Annotated in this window: 14 protein-coding genes; 6 read left to right on the top strand and 8 right to left on the bottom strand. The window is 69.5% G+C overall.

Annotation, left to right across the window (positions count from 1 at the left end; genetic code table 11):
- Positions 1 to 271 precede the first annotated feature (271 nt).
- From Q9R19_RS00330 to Q9R19_RS00320, 3 genes are read left to right on the top strand one after another with little or no spacing between them, the layout of a single operon-like run.
- Positions 272 to 1,309, top strand: a complete 1,038-nt coding sequence (locus tag Q9R19_RS00330) for a substrate-binding domain-containing protein (protein WP_396653454.1) — start codon at positions 272 to 274, stop codon at positions 1,307 to 1,309.
- A gap of 58 nt (positions 1,310 to 1,367) precedes the next feature.
- Positions 1,368 to 2,522, top strand: a complete 1,155-nt coding sequence (locus Q9R19_RS00325; RefSeq protein WP_311254366.1) for a Gfo/Idh/MocA family oxidoreductase — start codon at positions 1,368 to 1,370, stop codon at positions 2,520 to 2,522.
- Positions 2,523 to 2,577: 55 nt separating this feature from the next.
- Positions 2,578 to 3,582, top strand: a complete 1,005-nt coding sequence (locus tag Q9R19_RS00320; RefSeq protein ID WP_311254365.1) for a sugar phosphate isomerase/epimerase family protein — start codon at positions 2,578 to 2,580, stop codon at positions 3,580 to 3,582.
- A 63-nt stretch (positions 3,583 to 3,645) separates the two neighbouring features.
- On the opposite strand, the gene Q9R19_RS00315 is transcribed toward Q9R19_RS00320, so the two are convergent.
- Entirely contained in the window at positions 3,646 to 5,172 is a 1,527-nt protein-coding gene (locus Q9R19_RS00315) for an MFS transporter (protein ID WP_311254364.1), read from the bottom strand.
- Positions 5,173 to 5,244: 72 nt separating this feature from the next.
- Positions 5,245 to 5,847, bottom strand: coding sequence for a PadR family transcriptional regulator (locus Q9R19_RS00310; RefSeq protein WP_311254363.1), 603 nt, complete (start codon positions 5,845 to 5,847; stop codon positions 5,245 to 5,247).
- An 82-nt stretch (positions 5,848 to 5,929) separates the two neighbouring features.
- Here Q9R19_RS00310 and Q9R19_RS00305 point away from each other — a divergent pair, with 82 nt between their 5' ends.
- Positions 5,930 to 6,793, top strand: a complete 864-nt coding sequence (locus Q9R19_RS00305) for a phosphoribosylaminoimidazolesuccinocarboxamide synthase (RefSeq protein WP_311254362.1) — start codon at positions 5,930 to 5,932, stop codon at positions 6,791 to 6,793.
- Positions 6,794 to 6,844: 51 nt separating this feature from the next.
- On the opposite strand, the gene Q9R19_RS00300 is transcribed toward Q9R19_RS00305, so the two are convergent.
- Positions 6,845 to 7,243 carry a type II toxin-antitoxin system VapC family toxin gene (locus Q9R19_RS00300; RefSeq protein ID WP_311254361.1) on the bottom strand — a complete coding sequence of 133 codons (399 nt, stop codon included), beginning with the start codon at positions 7,241 to 7,243 and terminating at the stop codon, positions 6,845 to 6,847.
- A complete protein-coding gene (locus Q9R19_RS00295) occupies positions 7,240 to 7,503 on the bottom strand; it encodes a type II toxin-antitoxin system VapB family antitoxin (protein ID WP_311254360.1) in 264 nt (87 codons plus the stop codon). The genes Q9R19_RS00300 and Q9R19_RS00295 overlap by 4 nt, the downstream gene beginning before the upstream one ends.
- A gap of 138 nt (positions 7,504 to 7,641) precedes the next feature.
- Here Q9R19_RS00295 and Q9R19_RS00290 point away from each other — a divergent pair, with 138 nt between their 5' ends.
- Both Q9R19_RS00290 and Q9R19_RS00285 read left to right on the top strand, forming a co-directional pair.
- Positions 7,642 to 9,003: a solute carrier family 23 protein gene (locus tag Q9R19_RS00290; RefSeq protein WP_311254359.1), complete on the top strand. Its 1,362-nt coding sequence runs from the start codon at positions 7,642 to 7,644 to the stop codon at positions 9,001 to 9,003.
- Positions 9,004 to 9,069: 66 nt separating this feature from the next.
- Positions 9,070 to 9,303, top strand: coding sequence for a CinA family protein (locus Q9R19_RS00285; RefSeq protein ID WP_311254358.1), 234 nt, complete (start codon positions 9,070 to 9,072; stop codon positions 9,301 to 9,303).
- Positions 9,304 to 9,370: 67 nt separating this feature from the next.
- On the opposite strand, the gene Q9R19_RS00280 is transcribed toward Q9R19_RS00285, so the two are convergent.
- From Q9R19_RS00280 to Q9R19_RS00265, 4 genes are all read right to left on the bottom strand, one after another.
- On the bottom strand, positions 9,371 to 11,053 hold the full coding sequence (locus Q9R19_RS00280) for an urea amidolyase family protein (protein ID WP_311254357.1): 1,683 nt from the start codon (positions 11,051 to 11,053) through the stop codon (positions 9,371 to 9,373).
- Between the two features lies 1 nt (position 11,054).
- Positions 11,055 to 11,849, bottom strand: a complete 795-nt coding sequence (locus tag Q9R19_RS00275) for a 5-oxoprolinase subunit PxpA (RefSeq protein ID WP_311254356.1) — start codon at positions 11,847 to 11,849, stop codon at positions 11,055 to 11,057.
- A 102-nt stretch (positions 11,850 to 11,951) separates the two neighbouring features.
- Positions 11,952 to 12,989, bottom strand: coding sequence for a LacI family DNA-binding transcriptional regulator (locus tag Q9R19_RS00270; protein ID WP_311254355.1), 1,038 nt, complete (start codon positions 12,987 to 12,989; stop codon positions 11,952 to 11,954).
- 50 nt (positions 12,990 to 13,039) lie between these two features.
- Complete coding sequence (locus tag Q9R19_RS00265; RefSeq protein WP_311254354.1) at positions 13,040 to 14,464, bottom strand: GH1 family beta-glucosidase; 1,425 nt, start codon at positions 14,462 to 14,464, stop codon at positions 13,040 to 13,042.
- Between the last annotated feature and the right edge of the window lies 1 nt (position 14,465).

Here is a 14,465-nt window from a genome sequence, read left to right as displayed (position 1 = left end):
ATCTTTGATCACACGAGGAACATAACATGTCGGCTCAGTCCTCGCGAGCCCGCCTCATGCGCCGCATCCCCGGACTCCCCAGCGCGGAACGCGAGCTTCAGTCGCCGGAACCACGCGGAAAACCGGTCTTCCGCACTTTTGCCGTGACAAATACAAAAGCTGTACATCTGCGCCGATCTTCTGTTACGTTCTCCTTGAGAGTGCCGACGAGCTTCCCACTCGTGCAGCACGCACCTGCATCATCTTTCAAGGAGGAAACGACATGCTCAGCATGCGCAAGCGCGGGCTCCGTCCGCTGATGGCCGGCGCGGCCGCGCTGTTCGCCATCACCCTGGTGACCGGCTGCACCAACACCACCGACGACGGCGGGGCCGATCGCCAGGGCACGACCAGCGACGAGAACAAGGCGTCGGGCGAGACCGTCACCATCGGCTGGTCCGGCCCGGAGGCGGACCACGGCTGGCTCGGCGCGATCAACACCGGCGCCATCAACGCCGCCGAGGGCTTCGACGACGTCGAGCTGCGCCAGGCCGAGGGCACCAACGACGCCAACCAGCAGATCGCGGCCGTCGAGAAGTTCATCAACGATGGCGTCGACGCCATCGTGCTGCTGCCCACCGATGGCGCCGCCCTCACCCAGGTCGCCCAGAAGGCCATGGATGCCGGCATCCCCGTCATCAACGTCGACCGCGAGTTCTCCAGCACCTTCGCCTCGCGGGCCACCATCCTCGGCGACAACTACGGCATGGGCGTCAGCGCCGGCACCTACATCTGCGAGCAGCTCGACGGCAAGTCCGACGCGGTCGTCGGCGAGATCGCCGGAATCGACTCGCTGCCGCTCACGCAGGATCGCTCCCAGGGCTTCAAGGACGCCCTGGACGCGTGCGGCCTGAAGGTCGGCCCGCGGGTCGCCGCCGACTTCACCGTCGCCGGCGGCGAGAGCGCGGCATCGCAGCTGCTCTCCGCGAACCCGAAGATCGACGCGATCTGGAACCACGACGACGACCAGGGCGTCGGCGTCATGGCCGCCATCGAGTCGGCCGGCCGCAGCGAGTTCTTCGTCGTCGGCGGTGCCGGCAGCGTCAACATGATGGATCGCATCAAGGCTGACGACAGCGTCGTCAAGGCGACCGTCATCTACCCGTCCACCCAGGCCGCCGACGGCATCGCGCTCGCGCGTCTCATCGCCCAGGGCAAGACCATGAGCGACCTGATCACGCCCAGCGTGCCGTACCGCATCGTGCTCGACGCACCGGTGGTCACCAAGGAGAACGTCGACGAGTTCATCAAGCTCGCCTTCGAGTCCTGATTCCCCGCCGGGCGGGCGCCCTCGCCGGCGCCCGCCCGGCGCATTCCCGGAGAGAACGATGACCAATTCACTGCGCGTGGCCATGATCGGCCACGGATTCATGGGGGCGGCGCACTCGGTGGGCTGGCGCCAGGCTCCCGCCGCCTTCGACCTGCCACTCGCCCCGGCGATGGCCGTGCTCGTGGGCCGCGACGCCGACAGGACCGCCGCGGCCGCCGCGCACTGGGGCTGGAGCGAGACGTCCGACGACTGGCGGGCGGTGGTGGCGCGCGACGACATCGACGTGATCGACATCGTCACGCCCGGCGACTCGCACGCCGAGATCGCCGTCGCCGCGCTCGCGGCGGGCAAGCACGTGCTGTGCGAGAAGCCGCTGGCCAACACGGTGGCTGAAGCCGAGCGGATGGCGGATGCCGCAGCGTCCGCCGCCGGCCTGTCGATGGTCGGCTTCACCTACCGTCGCGTGCCCGCCGTCACCCTGATGCGCGATCTGATCGCCCAGGGCCGCATCGGCGCCGTGCGCCAGGTGCGCGCGAGCTATCGACAGGACTGGCTCGCCGATCCCGAGTCGCCGATGACCTGGCGCCTGGAGAAGGACAGGGCGGGCTCCGGCTCGCTCGGCGACATCGGCGCCCACGCGATCGACCTGACGCAGTTCGTGACGGGGCAGACGCTGGACAGCGTCTCGGGCGTGCTCGAGACGATCGTCTCGGAGCGGCCGCTGATGGGCGAAGCGGTGGGCCTGGGCGGCCGCGCCGGAGCCGGCACCGGCACGGTGACCGTGGACGACCTCGCGCTGTTCACCGGCCGGCTGTCGTCGGGAGCGCTGGCCTCGTTCGAGGCGACCCGGTTCGCCACCGGCCGCAAGAACGCGCTGGAGATCGAGATCTCGGGTGACCGCGGTGCGCTGCACTGGAACCTCGAGGATCTCAACTCCCTGCACCACTACGACGCGACCCGCCCCGCGGGCACGCAGGGGTTCACCCGCATCCTGGTGACCGAGCCCGAGCATCCCTACCTGTCCGGCTGGTGGCCCACCGGCCATATGCTCGGCTACGAGCACGGGTTCTCGCACCAGGTGAAGGACCTCGTCGAGGCGATCGCCGCACGCACCGCCCCCGCGCCGAGCTTCGAGGACGGGCTGCGCGTGCAGCGCGTGCTGGATGCCGTCGAGCGCAGCGCCGCCGACGGATCCGCCTGGACCGAGGTCTGATCCCCCGACATCGACCGGCATCCGCACGGGTGCCCTGACAGAGAAGAGGACGACGATGTCACGACCGATCACGCTGTTCACCGGCCAGTGGGCCGACCTGCCGTTCGAGGAGGTCGCCCGCCTCGCCGGCGAGTGGGGCTACGACGGGCTCGAGATCGCCTGCTGGGGCGATCACCTCGACCCGTGGCGGTGGGACGACGACGCGTACGTCGCCGACCGCCTGGCGATCCTGGAGCGCAACGGCCTGAAGGTGTGGACCATCTCGAACCACCTGAAGGGTCAGGCGGTGTGCGACGACCCGATCGACGAGCGTCACCACAACATGCTCTCGGATCGCGTGTGGGGCGACGGCGATCCCGAGGGCGTGCGCCAGCGCGCCGCCGAGGAGCTGAAGAACACCGCACGCCTGGCCGCGAAGCTGGGTGTGAAGACGGTCACCGGCTTCACCGGATCGTCGATCTGGAAGTACGTGGCGATGTTCCCGCCCGCCACCGACGAGATGGTGGAGGCCGGATACCAGGACTTCGCCGACCGCTGGAACCCGATCCTGGACGTGTTCGACGAGGTCGGCGTGCGCTTCGCGCTCGAGGTGCACCCTTCTGAGATCGCGTACGACTACTGGACGGCGAAGCGGACGCTCGAGGCCATCGGGCACCGCGAGTCCTTCGGGTTCAACTGGGACCCGTCGCACATGGTGTGGCAGGACCTCGACCCCGTCGGGTTCCTGTGGGACTTCCAGGACAAGATCTTCCACGTGCACTGCAAGGACACCAAGAAGCGCCTCGGCAACGGCCGCAACGGCCGACTGTCGTCGCACCTGCCGTGGGCGGACCCACGACGCGGCTGGGACTTCATCTCGACCGGCCACGGCGACGTGCCGTGGGAGGACGCGTTCCGGATGCTGACTGCCATCGGCTACGACGGACCCCTCTCGGTGGAGTGGGAGGATGCCGGCATGGACCGCCTGGTGGGCGCTCCGGAGGCTCTCGAGTTCGTGCGGCGGCTGTCGTCGTACCAGCCGTCGGATGCCGCGTTCGACTCGGCGTTCTCGACGCGCTGACACAGGTCTCAGACGACGAGACGAGGGCCGCCCGGCATGCACGCCGGGCGGCCCTCGATGCTCTCAGCGCAGCTCGTCGGCGCTCTTCCCCTTGTAGCGGCCGATGAACACCGAGGCGATGAGCGCGATCACCATCACGCCGACCGGCAGCAGCATCGACTGGGCCATCCCCGCCGAGAATCCGTCGGCCACGAAGTCCGGCATCGCACCGCCTCCGCCAAGGCCCGAGGGCGCCTGGTCGAGCCCGGGAAGGTTCGCCTCGAGCCGGGCCTGCATGAACGCCGCGATGGCCGAGGAGCCGACCACCGAGCCGATCGTGCGGGTGGTGTTGTAGATGCCGGCGCCGGCGCCGGCCTGACGTGGCGGCAGGTTGCGCGTGGCTTCAGTGGCCAGCGGACCCCACATGCCCGCGTTGCCGATGCCGAGCAGGGCGGAGGGCAGCAGGAACATCCAGGTGGGGGTGTCCATGTTCATCAGCGACGAGTTCCACAGCACGCCACCTGCCACGCACAGCAGCCCGGGCACCAGGATGAAGCGCGGGTCGACCCGGTCGAGCAGGGCGCCGGCGACCGGGGCGAGCGCGCCCGAGATGACCGCCATCGGGATCATCAGCAGGGCCGATTCGGTCGGGGTCAGTCCGCGGGCCAGCTGCAGGAAGAACATGAACGGCAGCGACATGCTGGTCACGGTGAAGCCGACCGCGGCGATGCCGAGGTTGGATGCCGAGAAGTTGCGGTCCTTGAACAGGCCGAGCGGCACGAGCGCCTCGCTCTTCGTCTTCCACTGCTGCAGCACGAACACCACCAGCAGCACGATGCCGGCGCCGATCATGCCCCACACGGTGATGGGCCCGGTGATCACGCCCCAGTCGTACTTCTCGCCCTCCTGCAGGCCGAAGACGATGAGGAACAGCGCGGCTGCGCTGAGCACCACGCCGACGTAGTCGAAGCGGTGCGGATGCGTCTTGAGCTTGGGCACGAAGATCCAGGCCAGCACGAAGCCGATCACGCCGACGGGCACGTTGATGAAGAAGATCCACTCCCAGCCGAAGCCGTCCACGAGCAGTCCGCCCAGCAGCGGCCCGACCAGCGTCGCGACGCCGGCGGTCGCACCCCACAGGCCCATCGCGGCGCCGCGGCGCTCGGGCGGGAAGGTGCGGGTGATCACGGCCATGGTCTGCGGCGTCATGCAGGCGGCGCCCAGTCCCTGCACGGCGCGTGCGACAACCAGACCGACCAGTGTGGTGGACAGGCCGCACCACAGGGAGGCGCCGGTGAAGATCACCAGGCCGATCAGGTAGATGTTCTTCGGGCCGAAGCGGTCACCCAGGCGCCCGGTGATCAGCAGCGGCACCGCGTAAGCGAGCAGGTAGGCGCTGGTCACCCACACGACGTTGTCGAGGTTGTTGGTGTCGGGGTCGAGCGCGGCCTTGATGGCCGGGTTCGCGACCGAGACGATCGTCGTGTCGACGAGGATCATGAAGAACCCGATGACCAGCGCCCAGAGGCCCGGCCACGGGCTGCGCGGCTTGTGGCCGTGCGCGTACGTCCCCGTGGACGGTCCGCGGGTCGTGGAGGTGGAGTCTGTCATTGGCGTGTCGCCTTTCGCTGTGCGGTGCTGCCCGCGATGTGAGTCGTGAAGGTTCGGATGCCGGGGTGCGGACTAGTCCATGCAGGGTGAGGATGCCGACGAGCCGTGGTCGCCGATCCAGGCGAAGTCCGGGTCGGCGAGGCGCTCCAGGAGGGCGTCGGTCCAGGTGAGCTCTGCGTTCAGCAGTGTGATGTGCCGGTCGGTCTCGATGAGGAACTGCGCCGGCACGCCGTGCACGCGAGCCTCGTCGAGCCGTTGCTGCAGGGCGTCGTGCTCGTTCTGCAGCGCGTCGCGCCGCGCTGCGAGCAGGTCGATCACATCGGTGCGCGGCAGGTTGTGGGCCTCGGCGAGTGCCACGCGGAACTCTGCGGTGCGCTCACTGTTGCGCAGGCCCGCGCGCACCCACTCCTCGAGCACCATCCGCGAATCGGAACGCAGCGTGTACGTGGTGCGTTCGGGTCGATTTCCGTCGCGATCCACCCCCACCTCGGCGATCAATCCGTCTCGCTCGAGCCGGGAGACCGTGTGGTAGAGCGTGCCATTCGTCACCCGCACGATGCGATCGTCTCGCCGCTCGCGCAGCAGGCGGATCATCTCGTACGGATGCATGTCGCGCTCAGTCAGCAGCGCGAGCACCATGGCGCCCAGCGGCGTCAGCCGCGCAGCATCCGTCATCTACCCCACCTCGATTAGTCCATATGGACTATAGCACTTCACAGCGCAACACCGCCTGACGGCGAGGTGACAGGATGGTGACGTGAGCGAAGCACTGAGCATCCCCGGCTGGCGGCACGTCTACTCCGGCAAGGTCCGCGACCTGTACGCCTCGGAGGATCCGGCCGACAAGCGCATCCTGGTCGTGGCATCCGATCGGGTGAGCGCCTTCGACTTCGTCCTCTCCCCCGGCATCCCTCAGAAGGGCGAGCTGCTCACGTCTCTCAGCACCTGGTGGTTCCGGCAGCTGGCCGACGTGCCCAACCACATCGCCTCCGGCGAGATCCCGGATGCCGTGGCCGGCCGCGGCATGCTCGCGATGGCGCTCGAGATGCTGCCGATCGAGTGCGTCGTGCGCGGGTACATCACCGGCTCCGGCTGGGCCGAGTACGTGCACAGCGGCACCGTCTGCGGCATCCCGCTGCCCGCCGGCCTGCGCAACGGCGACCGCCTGCCCGAGCCGCTGTTCACCCCCGCCTACAAGGCGCCGATGGGCGAGCACGACGAGAACATCACCTTAGAGAAGGTCGTCGAGCTGGTCGGCGCGGAACGCGCCGCGGAGCTGCGCGACACCTCCATCGCGCTGTACACGCGCGCCGCGACGATCGCCGACGAGAAGGGGCTGATCCTCGCCGACACCAAGTTCGAGTTCGGAACGGACGCCGACGGCACCCTGCGCCTGGCCGACGAGGTGCTCACCAGCGACTCCTCGCGCTACTGGGATGCCGAGACCTGGCGCACCGCCGCGACGGCGGAGGAGCGAATGGCCAGCTTCGACAAGCAGATCGTCCGCGACTGGCTGGCCGCCAACTGGGACAAGCAGGGCGAGCCGCCCATGCTGCCCGACGAGATCGTCGAGCGCACCGCCGGCCGCTACCGCGAGCTGATCGAGCGGCTCGCAGGCTGAGCCCGGCCCTTCGACAAGCTCAGGGACCCGATCTCAGGCCCGTTGCCCGATTCAGAGCTCCTCGACCGCGATGCGCACGTCGGTGTGCACGAAATCGTCGCCTGTGAACAGCAGCGGTTCGTCACGCGCGATGGCGAGAGCGTAGCTGAAGCAATCGCCGTAGTTCAGACGGGCCGGATGACCCGAGCCGCGGCCATAACGGCGGTAAGCGTCCCTGGCGATCCTGGCCTGCTGTTCGTCGACGGAGGCGACGGTCGCGCCGATGGCCTCCAGAAGCTCGTCGAGCTTCTGGACCATCGGCTCAGCTGCCCGTCCCCAGAGCACGATCGAGGCCTCGGTCAGGGTCGCCGCGGAGAGGACAACCGGATGCGCATTCAGCTTCGCGCCGAGTACGTCCCCGTCAGGCTCATCGAGCAACAGGGCGACGAAGACGGACGAGTCGACGATCATCGCGGCAAGCCCATCTCGTCGTACATCTCGTCCATGATCTCCTCCGTGGACCTGCCTGTCCGCGGAATCAGACGCGCACTCGCGACGATCCGATCGATCGCCGCCCGACGGCGTGCGATCTCTGCCTCACGGGCGCCGCCGAGCTCGGCGAGCCGCCGGCGCACGGCATCCTCGATCGCGCTCGTCATGGACTGACCGGTCTGCTCGGCGAGCTGACGAACAAGATCGTGCACTCTCTCGTTCTTGATGTTCAGGCTCATGGCATGGATTCTACCCTCCAGGCATCCGTTCTACCCTCGGCATCCGACATCCGGCCCGGGCCGTGAACGAACGTCGCGATAGTGTTTCCTCGGCTGGACACATCCGGCCGCCCTGTCACGACTCCCGAGGAGCCCCCCATGCCGCTGTGGAAGATCCACGGCGACGGTCGCACTGTCGCGCCCGACGCCGTCGTCCGCCCCGAAGAGCGCCTGAACTGGCCCGCCACGATCGCGATCGGCGTGCAGCACGTCATCGCGATGTTCGGCGCCACATTCCTGGTGCCGATCCTCACCGGATTCCCGGTGCCGACCACGCTGCTGTTCAGCGGCGTCGGCACGATCCTGTTCCTGCTCGTCACCCGCAACAGGCTGCCCAGCTACCTGGGTTCGTCCTTCGCGTTCATCGCGCCGGTGACGGCCGCCACGGCATCCGCCGGGATGGGCTCGGCCCTGGCCGGCATCGTCGCGGTCGGCGTGCTGCTGGCGATCATCGGCGTCGTGGTGCACACCGTCGGCGTGCAGTGGGTGGACCGCTTCCTGCCGCCGGTGCTGGCGGGCACCATCGTCGCCCTGATCGGGTTCAACCTGGCCGGTGCCGCGCACGACAACTTCGCCGTCTCGCCCATCACGGCGACGTTCACGCTGGCGATCACCATCCTGTTCGCGGTCGTGTTCCGCGGGTTCCTGGGCCGCATCTCGATCTTCCTCGGCGTGATCGCCGGGTACATCTTCGCGGCGGTCCGCGGCGAGCTCGATATCCCCAACCCGCTCTTCGACGGCAAGACGTCGCTGCAGCTGATCGACGAGGCGCCGTGGATCGGCCTGCCGGCCTTCCACCTGCCCGACTTCGCGACGCCGGGAACCTGGACGGCGATGGCGATGTTCCTGCCCGTGGTGCTCGTGCTGATCGCCGAGAACGTCGGCCACGTGCGCGGAGTGGCGACGATGGTCGAGGACCCGAAGATCAACGAGAACACCGGCAAGGCGCTCATCGCCGACGGCGTCTCGACCGCGCTGGCGGGCTTCTTCGGCGGCTCGGGAACGACCACCTACGGTGAGAACATCGGCGTGATGGCGTCCACGCGCGTCTACTCGACAGCGGCGTACTGGGTGGCGGGCATCACCGCGGTCCTTCTGAGCATGTCGCCGAAGTTCGGCGAGGTGATCCACTCGGTGCCGCCCGGAGTTCTCGGCGGCGTCACCACCGCGCTGTACGGTCTGATCGGCGTGATCGGCATCAAGATCTGGATCGACAACCGCGTCGACTTCTCGCGCCCGGTGAACCAGTACACGGCTGCGGTCGCGCTGATCATCGCCGTGGGCGGGTTCGCGATCAAGGGCGAGAACGGGTTCGAGCTGGGCGGCATCGTGATCGCCACCGTCGCCGCGATCCTGATCTACCACCTGGGCAACCTGATCGCCCGGCTGCGGCGCACCGGGGCGGACGACCCGCGGCCGCTCGCCGGCGTGGGCGCACCGGGAGGCGACCCGGAGTCCTGAGCACGCCCGACGCCGTTCGTGTCAACCCTGGTGCAGCTCGATCACCGTCGTTGTAGCGTCGCCGCCATGGACGATGTGTCACAGCTGAGTGATCTCGCACGCGCGAGGCACCTGCGGGTCGCGGTCGCCGAGTCGCTGACCTCGGGCACGCTGGCGGGACGAGTGGGCGACGGCGCCGAGGCGAGCGAGTGGTTCGCGGGTGGCATCGTCGCGTACACGATCGCGACGGAGGAACGGGTGCTCGCCCGCACGGTCGAGGCCGCCATCCGGATGCTGAGCTTCGACGCGGCCGAGCTCTGATCGGCGCTCGGCCCGAGCGAGCGGAGCGGGCGGAGCGGTGTACGCCGCGATCGACATACGTCGCGCTTCAGCGCATCTGCGGGTCGCCATCCGGCGAACGGTGGCTGTGCCGGGCGTCGACGACACGGAAGCGGATGCGCGCACCGGGAGGCAGCTGGCCGGCCAGGTCCAGACAGCGATCCGTGAGTGCGCCGATGATCGGATACCCGCCGGTGAGCGGGTGATCCGGCAGGAACAGCACCGGCTGCCCGTCCGGCGGCACCTGAAGTGCGCCGTCGACCGCACCCTCGCTGGGCAGCTCCCCATCGACGGAACGCTGCAGCGACGCCTCGCCGTGAAGCCGGATTCCGACGCGATCCGAGCGGGGAGTGACCACCCACTCCTGCCCCGTGAGCGCCTCCAGCGCAGTCTCGGTGAACCAGTCGTCACGGGGGCCGAGTGTGATCTCGAGTTCGACGAGGTCACCGGATTCCGGCAGCTCCCGCGGCAGCGAGAACGGGTCGACTGCGTTCGCAGCATCCGCCCCGACCACCACGATGTCACCGGCCGTCAGCGGCGCAGGCCCCAGCCCGCCGAGTGTGTCGGATGCCCTGCTCCCGAGCGCCGCCGCGGCGAAGATGCCGCCGCGCACTGCGATGACGTAGCGCAAACCGCGGTCGGGATGCCCGATCTCGAGCTCGTCGCCGTCGGCCACGGCGAAGGGTGCGCCGTGCGGGATCGCGCGCGTGACGCCCGCGGCATCCGTCACGGACAGCTCGCCGACCGCACCGGCGACAGCCGCGACCCCGTCACCGCGGAACCGCAGCGCGCATCCACCGACGCTCTCCAGCGCAGCCGCGCGGGCCCCGTTGCCGACAGCGCGGTTCGCGTCGCGGAGCGCCGTCCGATCGGCGGCACCGGATGCTGATACCCCGAGAGCCGCGTGCCCGGGTCGACCGGCATCCTGCACGAGCAGCTGCGGCGAAGGGCGGAGAACCTCGATGCTCCGCACACCAGTGATGCCCCAAGGCTGAGCCCGCCGAGGTATCGCCTGCGGAGAACGCAGACGATCGGATGCTTGCTCGGCGTGTCGCCCGGCAACACGCCGAGAACTCGCCTGTTCGTCTCCGTTCTCCGCGGCGGAGCCCGCCACCACCGCGACAGCCCGCGCGGCGCGCTCGAATCGCACGAGGGTTCCCGGTGACAGCAGCGCGGGCGGGTCGCGATCGACATCCCACATCACCGCGTCCGTACGGCCGATCAGCTGCCAGCCGCCGGGGCTCTCGCGTGGGTACACCCCTGTGAAATACCCGGCGAGCGCGACAGAACCGGCCGGCACCCGCGTGCGCGGCGACGACCGCCGCGGCACGTCGAACAGCGGATCCCTCCCGACGGCGTAGCCGAACCCCGGCGCGAAGCCCGAGAACGCCACTCGCCACTCCGCCGCGAGATGCCTGTTCACGATCTCATCCGCCGAGACGCCCAGCAGGCCGGCGACTTCGGCGAGGTCCTCACCGTCGTAGCGAACCGGGACGGTCACCTCGCGCAGGTGCGGCACGTGCTCGGCATCCGCCCGCGTCGACTCCAGCAGCGACGCCAGCTGCTGCGCCGACACCCGCAGCGGGTCGAAGCGCACCAGCACGGTGCGCGCTCCGGGGACGCGCTCGATGACACCCGGCAGGCCGTCCCAGGCGAGGTTGAGGCGCATGGCCTCGTCCAGGTCGGCGGCCTCGACGAGCAGCGCCCGGTCGGATGCGGTGAGAATGCGCATCTCAGGCACCCGAGTCTGGACTGGCGAACGGAGCGGTCACCGCGAACGGGGCGATCGTGACGCCCGCCTGCTGCAGCATCCGCTTCGTCTCCACCGCCATCGCGATCGCGCCCGCACTGTCGCCGTGCACGCAGATCGACTGCGCCTCCACTCGCACGTCGGTGCCGTCGATGGCGCGGATCATGCCGGTCTCGGCGAACCGCACCATGCGCTCGGCGACCGCGGTCGGATCGTGCAGCACGGCACCTTCCTGGCTGCGCGGGACGAGCTGCCCGTCCGGCTGGTAGGCGCGGTCGGCGAAGGCCTCCGCTGCCACCTGCAGGCCCGCCTTCGACGCGACCTCGAGCACCACGCCGCCGGCGAGCCCGAGCAGCACCAGGCTCGGGTCGATCGCCTTCACGGCGGCGACCACATCGGCCGCCTGCCGCTCGTCGCGTGCGATCGTGTTGTACAGCGCGCCGTGCGGTTTGACGTAGGCGACCGTGGTGCCCGCGGCCGTCGCCAGCCCGATCAGCGCGCCCAGCTGGTACTCGACGTGCGCCTGCAGCGTGGCCGAGTCGATCTCGACGTTCCTGCGGCCGAAGTTCGCGTGATCGCGGTAGCCCGGATGCGCGCCGATCACGACCCCGCGCCGCGCCGCTGCCTGCACGGTGCTGCGGATGCCCTCGGGGCTGCCGGCATGGAAACCGCACGAGACGTTCGCGCTGGTGACGATCTCGAGCATGGCGGCGTCATCGCCCACGATGCGGTCGGGGGTGTTCTCGCCCAGATCCGAGTTCAGATCGATGGATGCCATGCTGCGCTCCGTTCGCCGTGCTCTTCACCCTGCCATGCGGGCGCCGTCGCCGTCGCCGTCGCCCGTCGCCGAGAACCGGAGAACGGCTGAGAACCGGAGAACTCAGCGCGCTGACGTCCGGTTCCGGGCTGATCCCTGGTTCTCAGCCGCAGGCGCCGAGCCGCGCACGACCAATTCGGTGGGCAGCAGCGTGAGCGGTGGGGGGCGGTGGCCGGAGAGCAGATCGATGGTCAGCTCGGCGAGGATCTCGCCCTGGTGGAACATCGGCTGACGCACGCTGGTGAGATCGGATGCCGTGGCCACGACCGAATCGTCGAAGCCGATCACCGCGACGTCCTCCGGCACCCGCAGCCCTGCCGAGCGCAGCACCGCGATCGCTCCCCGTGCCATCAGATCGCTGGCGGCGAAGATCGCGTCGGGCACCTCGGGCTGCGCGAGCAGCTGCCGCGCGGCATCCGCTCCGCCCTGCTCGCTGAAGCCCCCGTCGACCTCGCCGGCCGACTCCAGCCCGGCATCCGCCAGCTCAGCGAGGAATCCGTCGCGGCGGTCCATGCTCACCGACATCGTCATGGTGCCGGTGATCGTCGCGATGCGCCGGCGCCCGAGTGCGAGCAGATGCGCGACCGCTTCACGTGCGGCGGCCGCGTTGTCGACGTCGATCACGATGTCGGTGTCCCGCAGGACCGCGGGCCGTCCGCCGAACACCACGGGAACCGCGTCGGCGATGCTCTCCACGAACGTGTCACTGGCGTGGTGCGAGACGATGATCGCGGCATCCACCGCGCCGTTGCGCACGAAGCGCACCATCTTCCCGCCGGCGTCGTCGTTGGCGATCAGCAGGTTCAGGATGTAGTCCGAGTCGGCCAGGCGCGCGCCGATCCCGGCGACGACGGATGCCAGGAACGGGTCGCCGAAGAAGCGCGTGGTGTCCTCGGGGACGACCAGTCCGATCGCCTGGGTGTTCCTGCTCGCCAGCGACCTGGCGGCCCGATTGGGCGCGTAGTTGAGCTCGGCGATCGCGCGCTGCACGGCGGCGAGCGCTTCGGCGCTCACCGCCGTCGACCCGTTCACCACGCGCGACACGGTCGACCGCGAGACGCCGGCGAGCGCGGCGACCTCTTCGATCGTGGAACGGGGCATCTTCTTCTCTCTGGCGGGCCCTTCGACAGGCTCAGGGACCCAGGTTGCGGTCAGACCGCGCGCGCGGCGATGATGCGAGCGTACTCCCGGCCGCTCTCCTTCACGGTGCGCTGCTGGGTGTCGTAGTCGACTCGCACGATGCCGAAGCGCTTGTCGTAGCCCCACGCCCATTCGTAGTTGTCCAGCAGCGACCAGTAGAAGTAGCCGCGCACGTCGACGCCCCGCTCCACGGCATCCAGCGTCGCCGCGACGTGATCGCGCAGGAAGGCGGCGCGATCGGCATCCGCCACCTCCCCGTCCTCGCCCACGACATCGTCGAACGCGACGCCGTTCTCGGTGACGTACAGCGGCACGCCGCTCGCGTACTCCTCGGATACCCGCCGCAGCAGCCGGGTCAGGCCCTCGGGCTGGATCTCCCAGTCCATCCCGGTGCGCGGCAGTCCGCGCTCGACCCAGTGGATGCCGTCGTGCGACGGGAACGGCGAGGCGGTCCGCCGCTGCTGCCCCGGCGTCTCGTGCGGGTCGCCCTCGGCGCCCGGCTGCGGATGCCCGGACAGCAGCTCGCCGTGGTAGTAGTTGATGCCCAGTGCATCCAGCGGCGACGAGATGACGGCGAGGTCGTCGTCGTGCACGGCATCCTGCCAGTCGGAGACCGCCGCGGCATCGACCTCGCGGATGTCGCGGACGATGTCGCTGGGGTACGCGCCGAGGAAGATCGGGTCGAGGAACCAGCGGTTGAACTGGCCGTCGATGCGGCGCGCGGCGTCGACATCGAGCGGGTCGTCGGCGTCGGCGGGGTCGGCGACCGTGAGGTTCAGGGTGATGCCGAGGTCGAGCTCGGCATCACGCTCGCGCAGCGCCTGCACCGCCTTCCCGTGTGCGAGCAGCAGGTGGTGCGAGGCGAGGAGGCCGTCGCGGATGCTGGTGCGTCCCGGCGCGTGCACGCCGGCGGTGTAGGAGAGGAACGACGAGCACCACGGCTCGTTCATCGTGGTCCAGTGCTGCACGCGGTCGCCGAGGACGTCGTGCACGCTGAGCGCGTAGTCGGTGAAGCGATCCGCGATGTCACGGGCGGTCCACCCGCCCTGCTCCTCGAGCGCCTGCGGCATGTCCCAGTGGTGCAGGGTCAGCCAGGGCACGATGTCGGCGGCGAGCAGCTCGTCGACCAGGCGGCTGTAGAAGTCGATGCCCTTGGCGTTGACCGGCCCGCCGTCGGGACGCACCCGCGACCACGAGGTCGAGAAGCGGTACGTCTGCAGCCCGAGCTGCTTCATCAGTGCGACGTCGTCGCGGTAGCGATGGTAGTGATCGCAGGCCACGTCGCCGTTGTCGGCGTTGACGACCGCTCCGGGCACGCGGGCGAAGGCGTCCCAGATCGATGCCCTCCGGCCGTCTTCGAAGGCCGCGCCCTCGATCTGGTACGCGGCCGTCGCCGCACCGAAGAGGAAGTCGTCCGGGAACTGCCTGGTGGTCATA

This window comes from Microbacterium sp. ARD32 (assembly GCF_031844385.1).
Taxonomy (GTDB): Bacteria; Actinomycetota; Actinomycetes; order Actinomycetales; family Microbacteriaceae; genus Microbacterium.
This window is presented reverse-complemented; position numbering and strand designations above follow the sequence as displayed.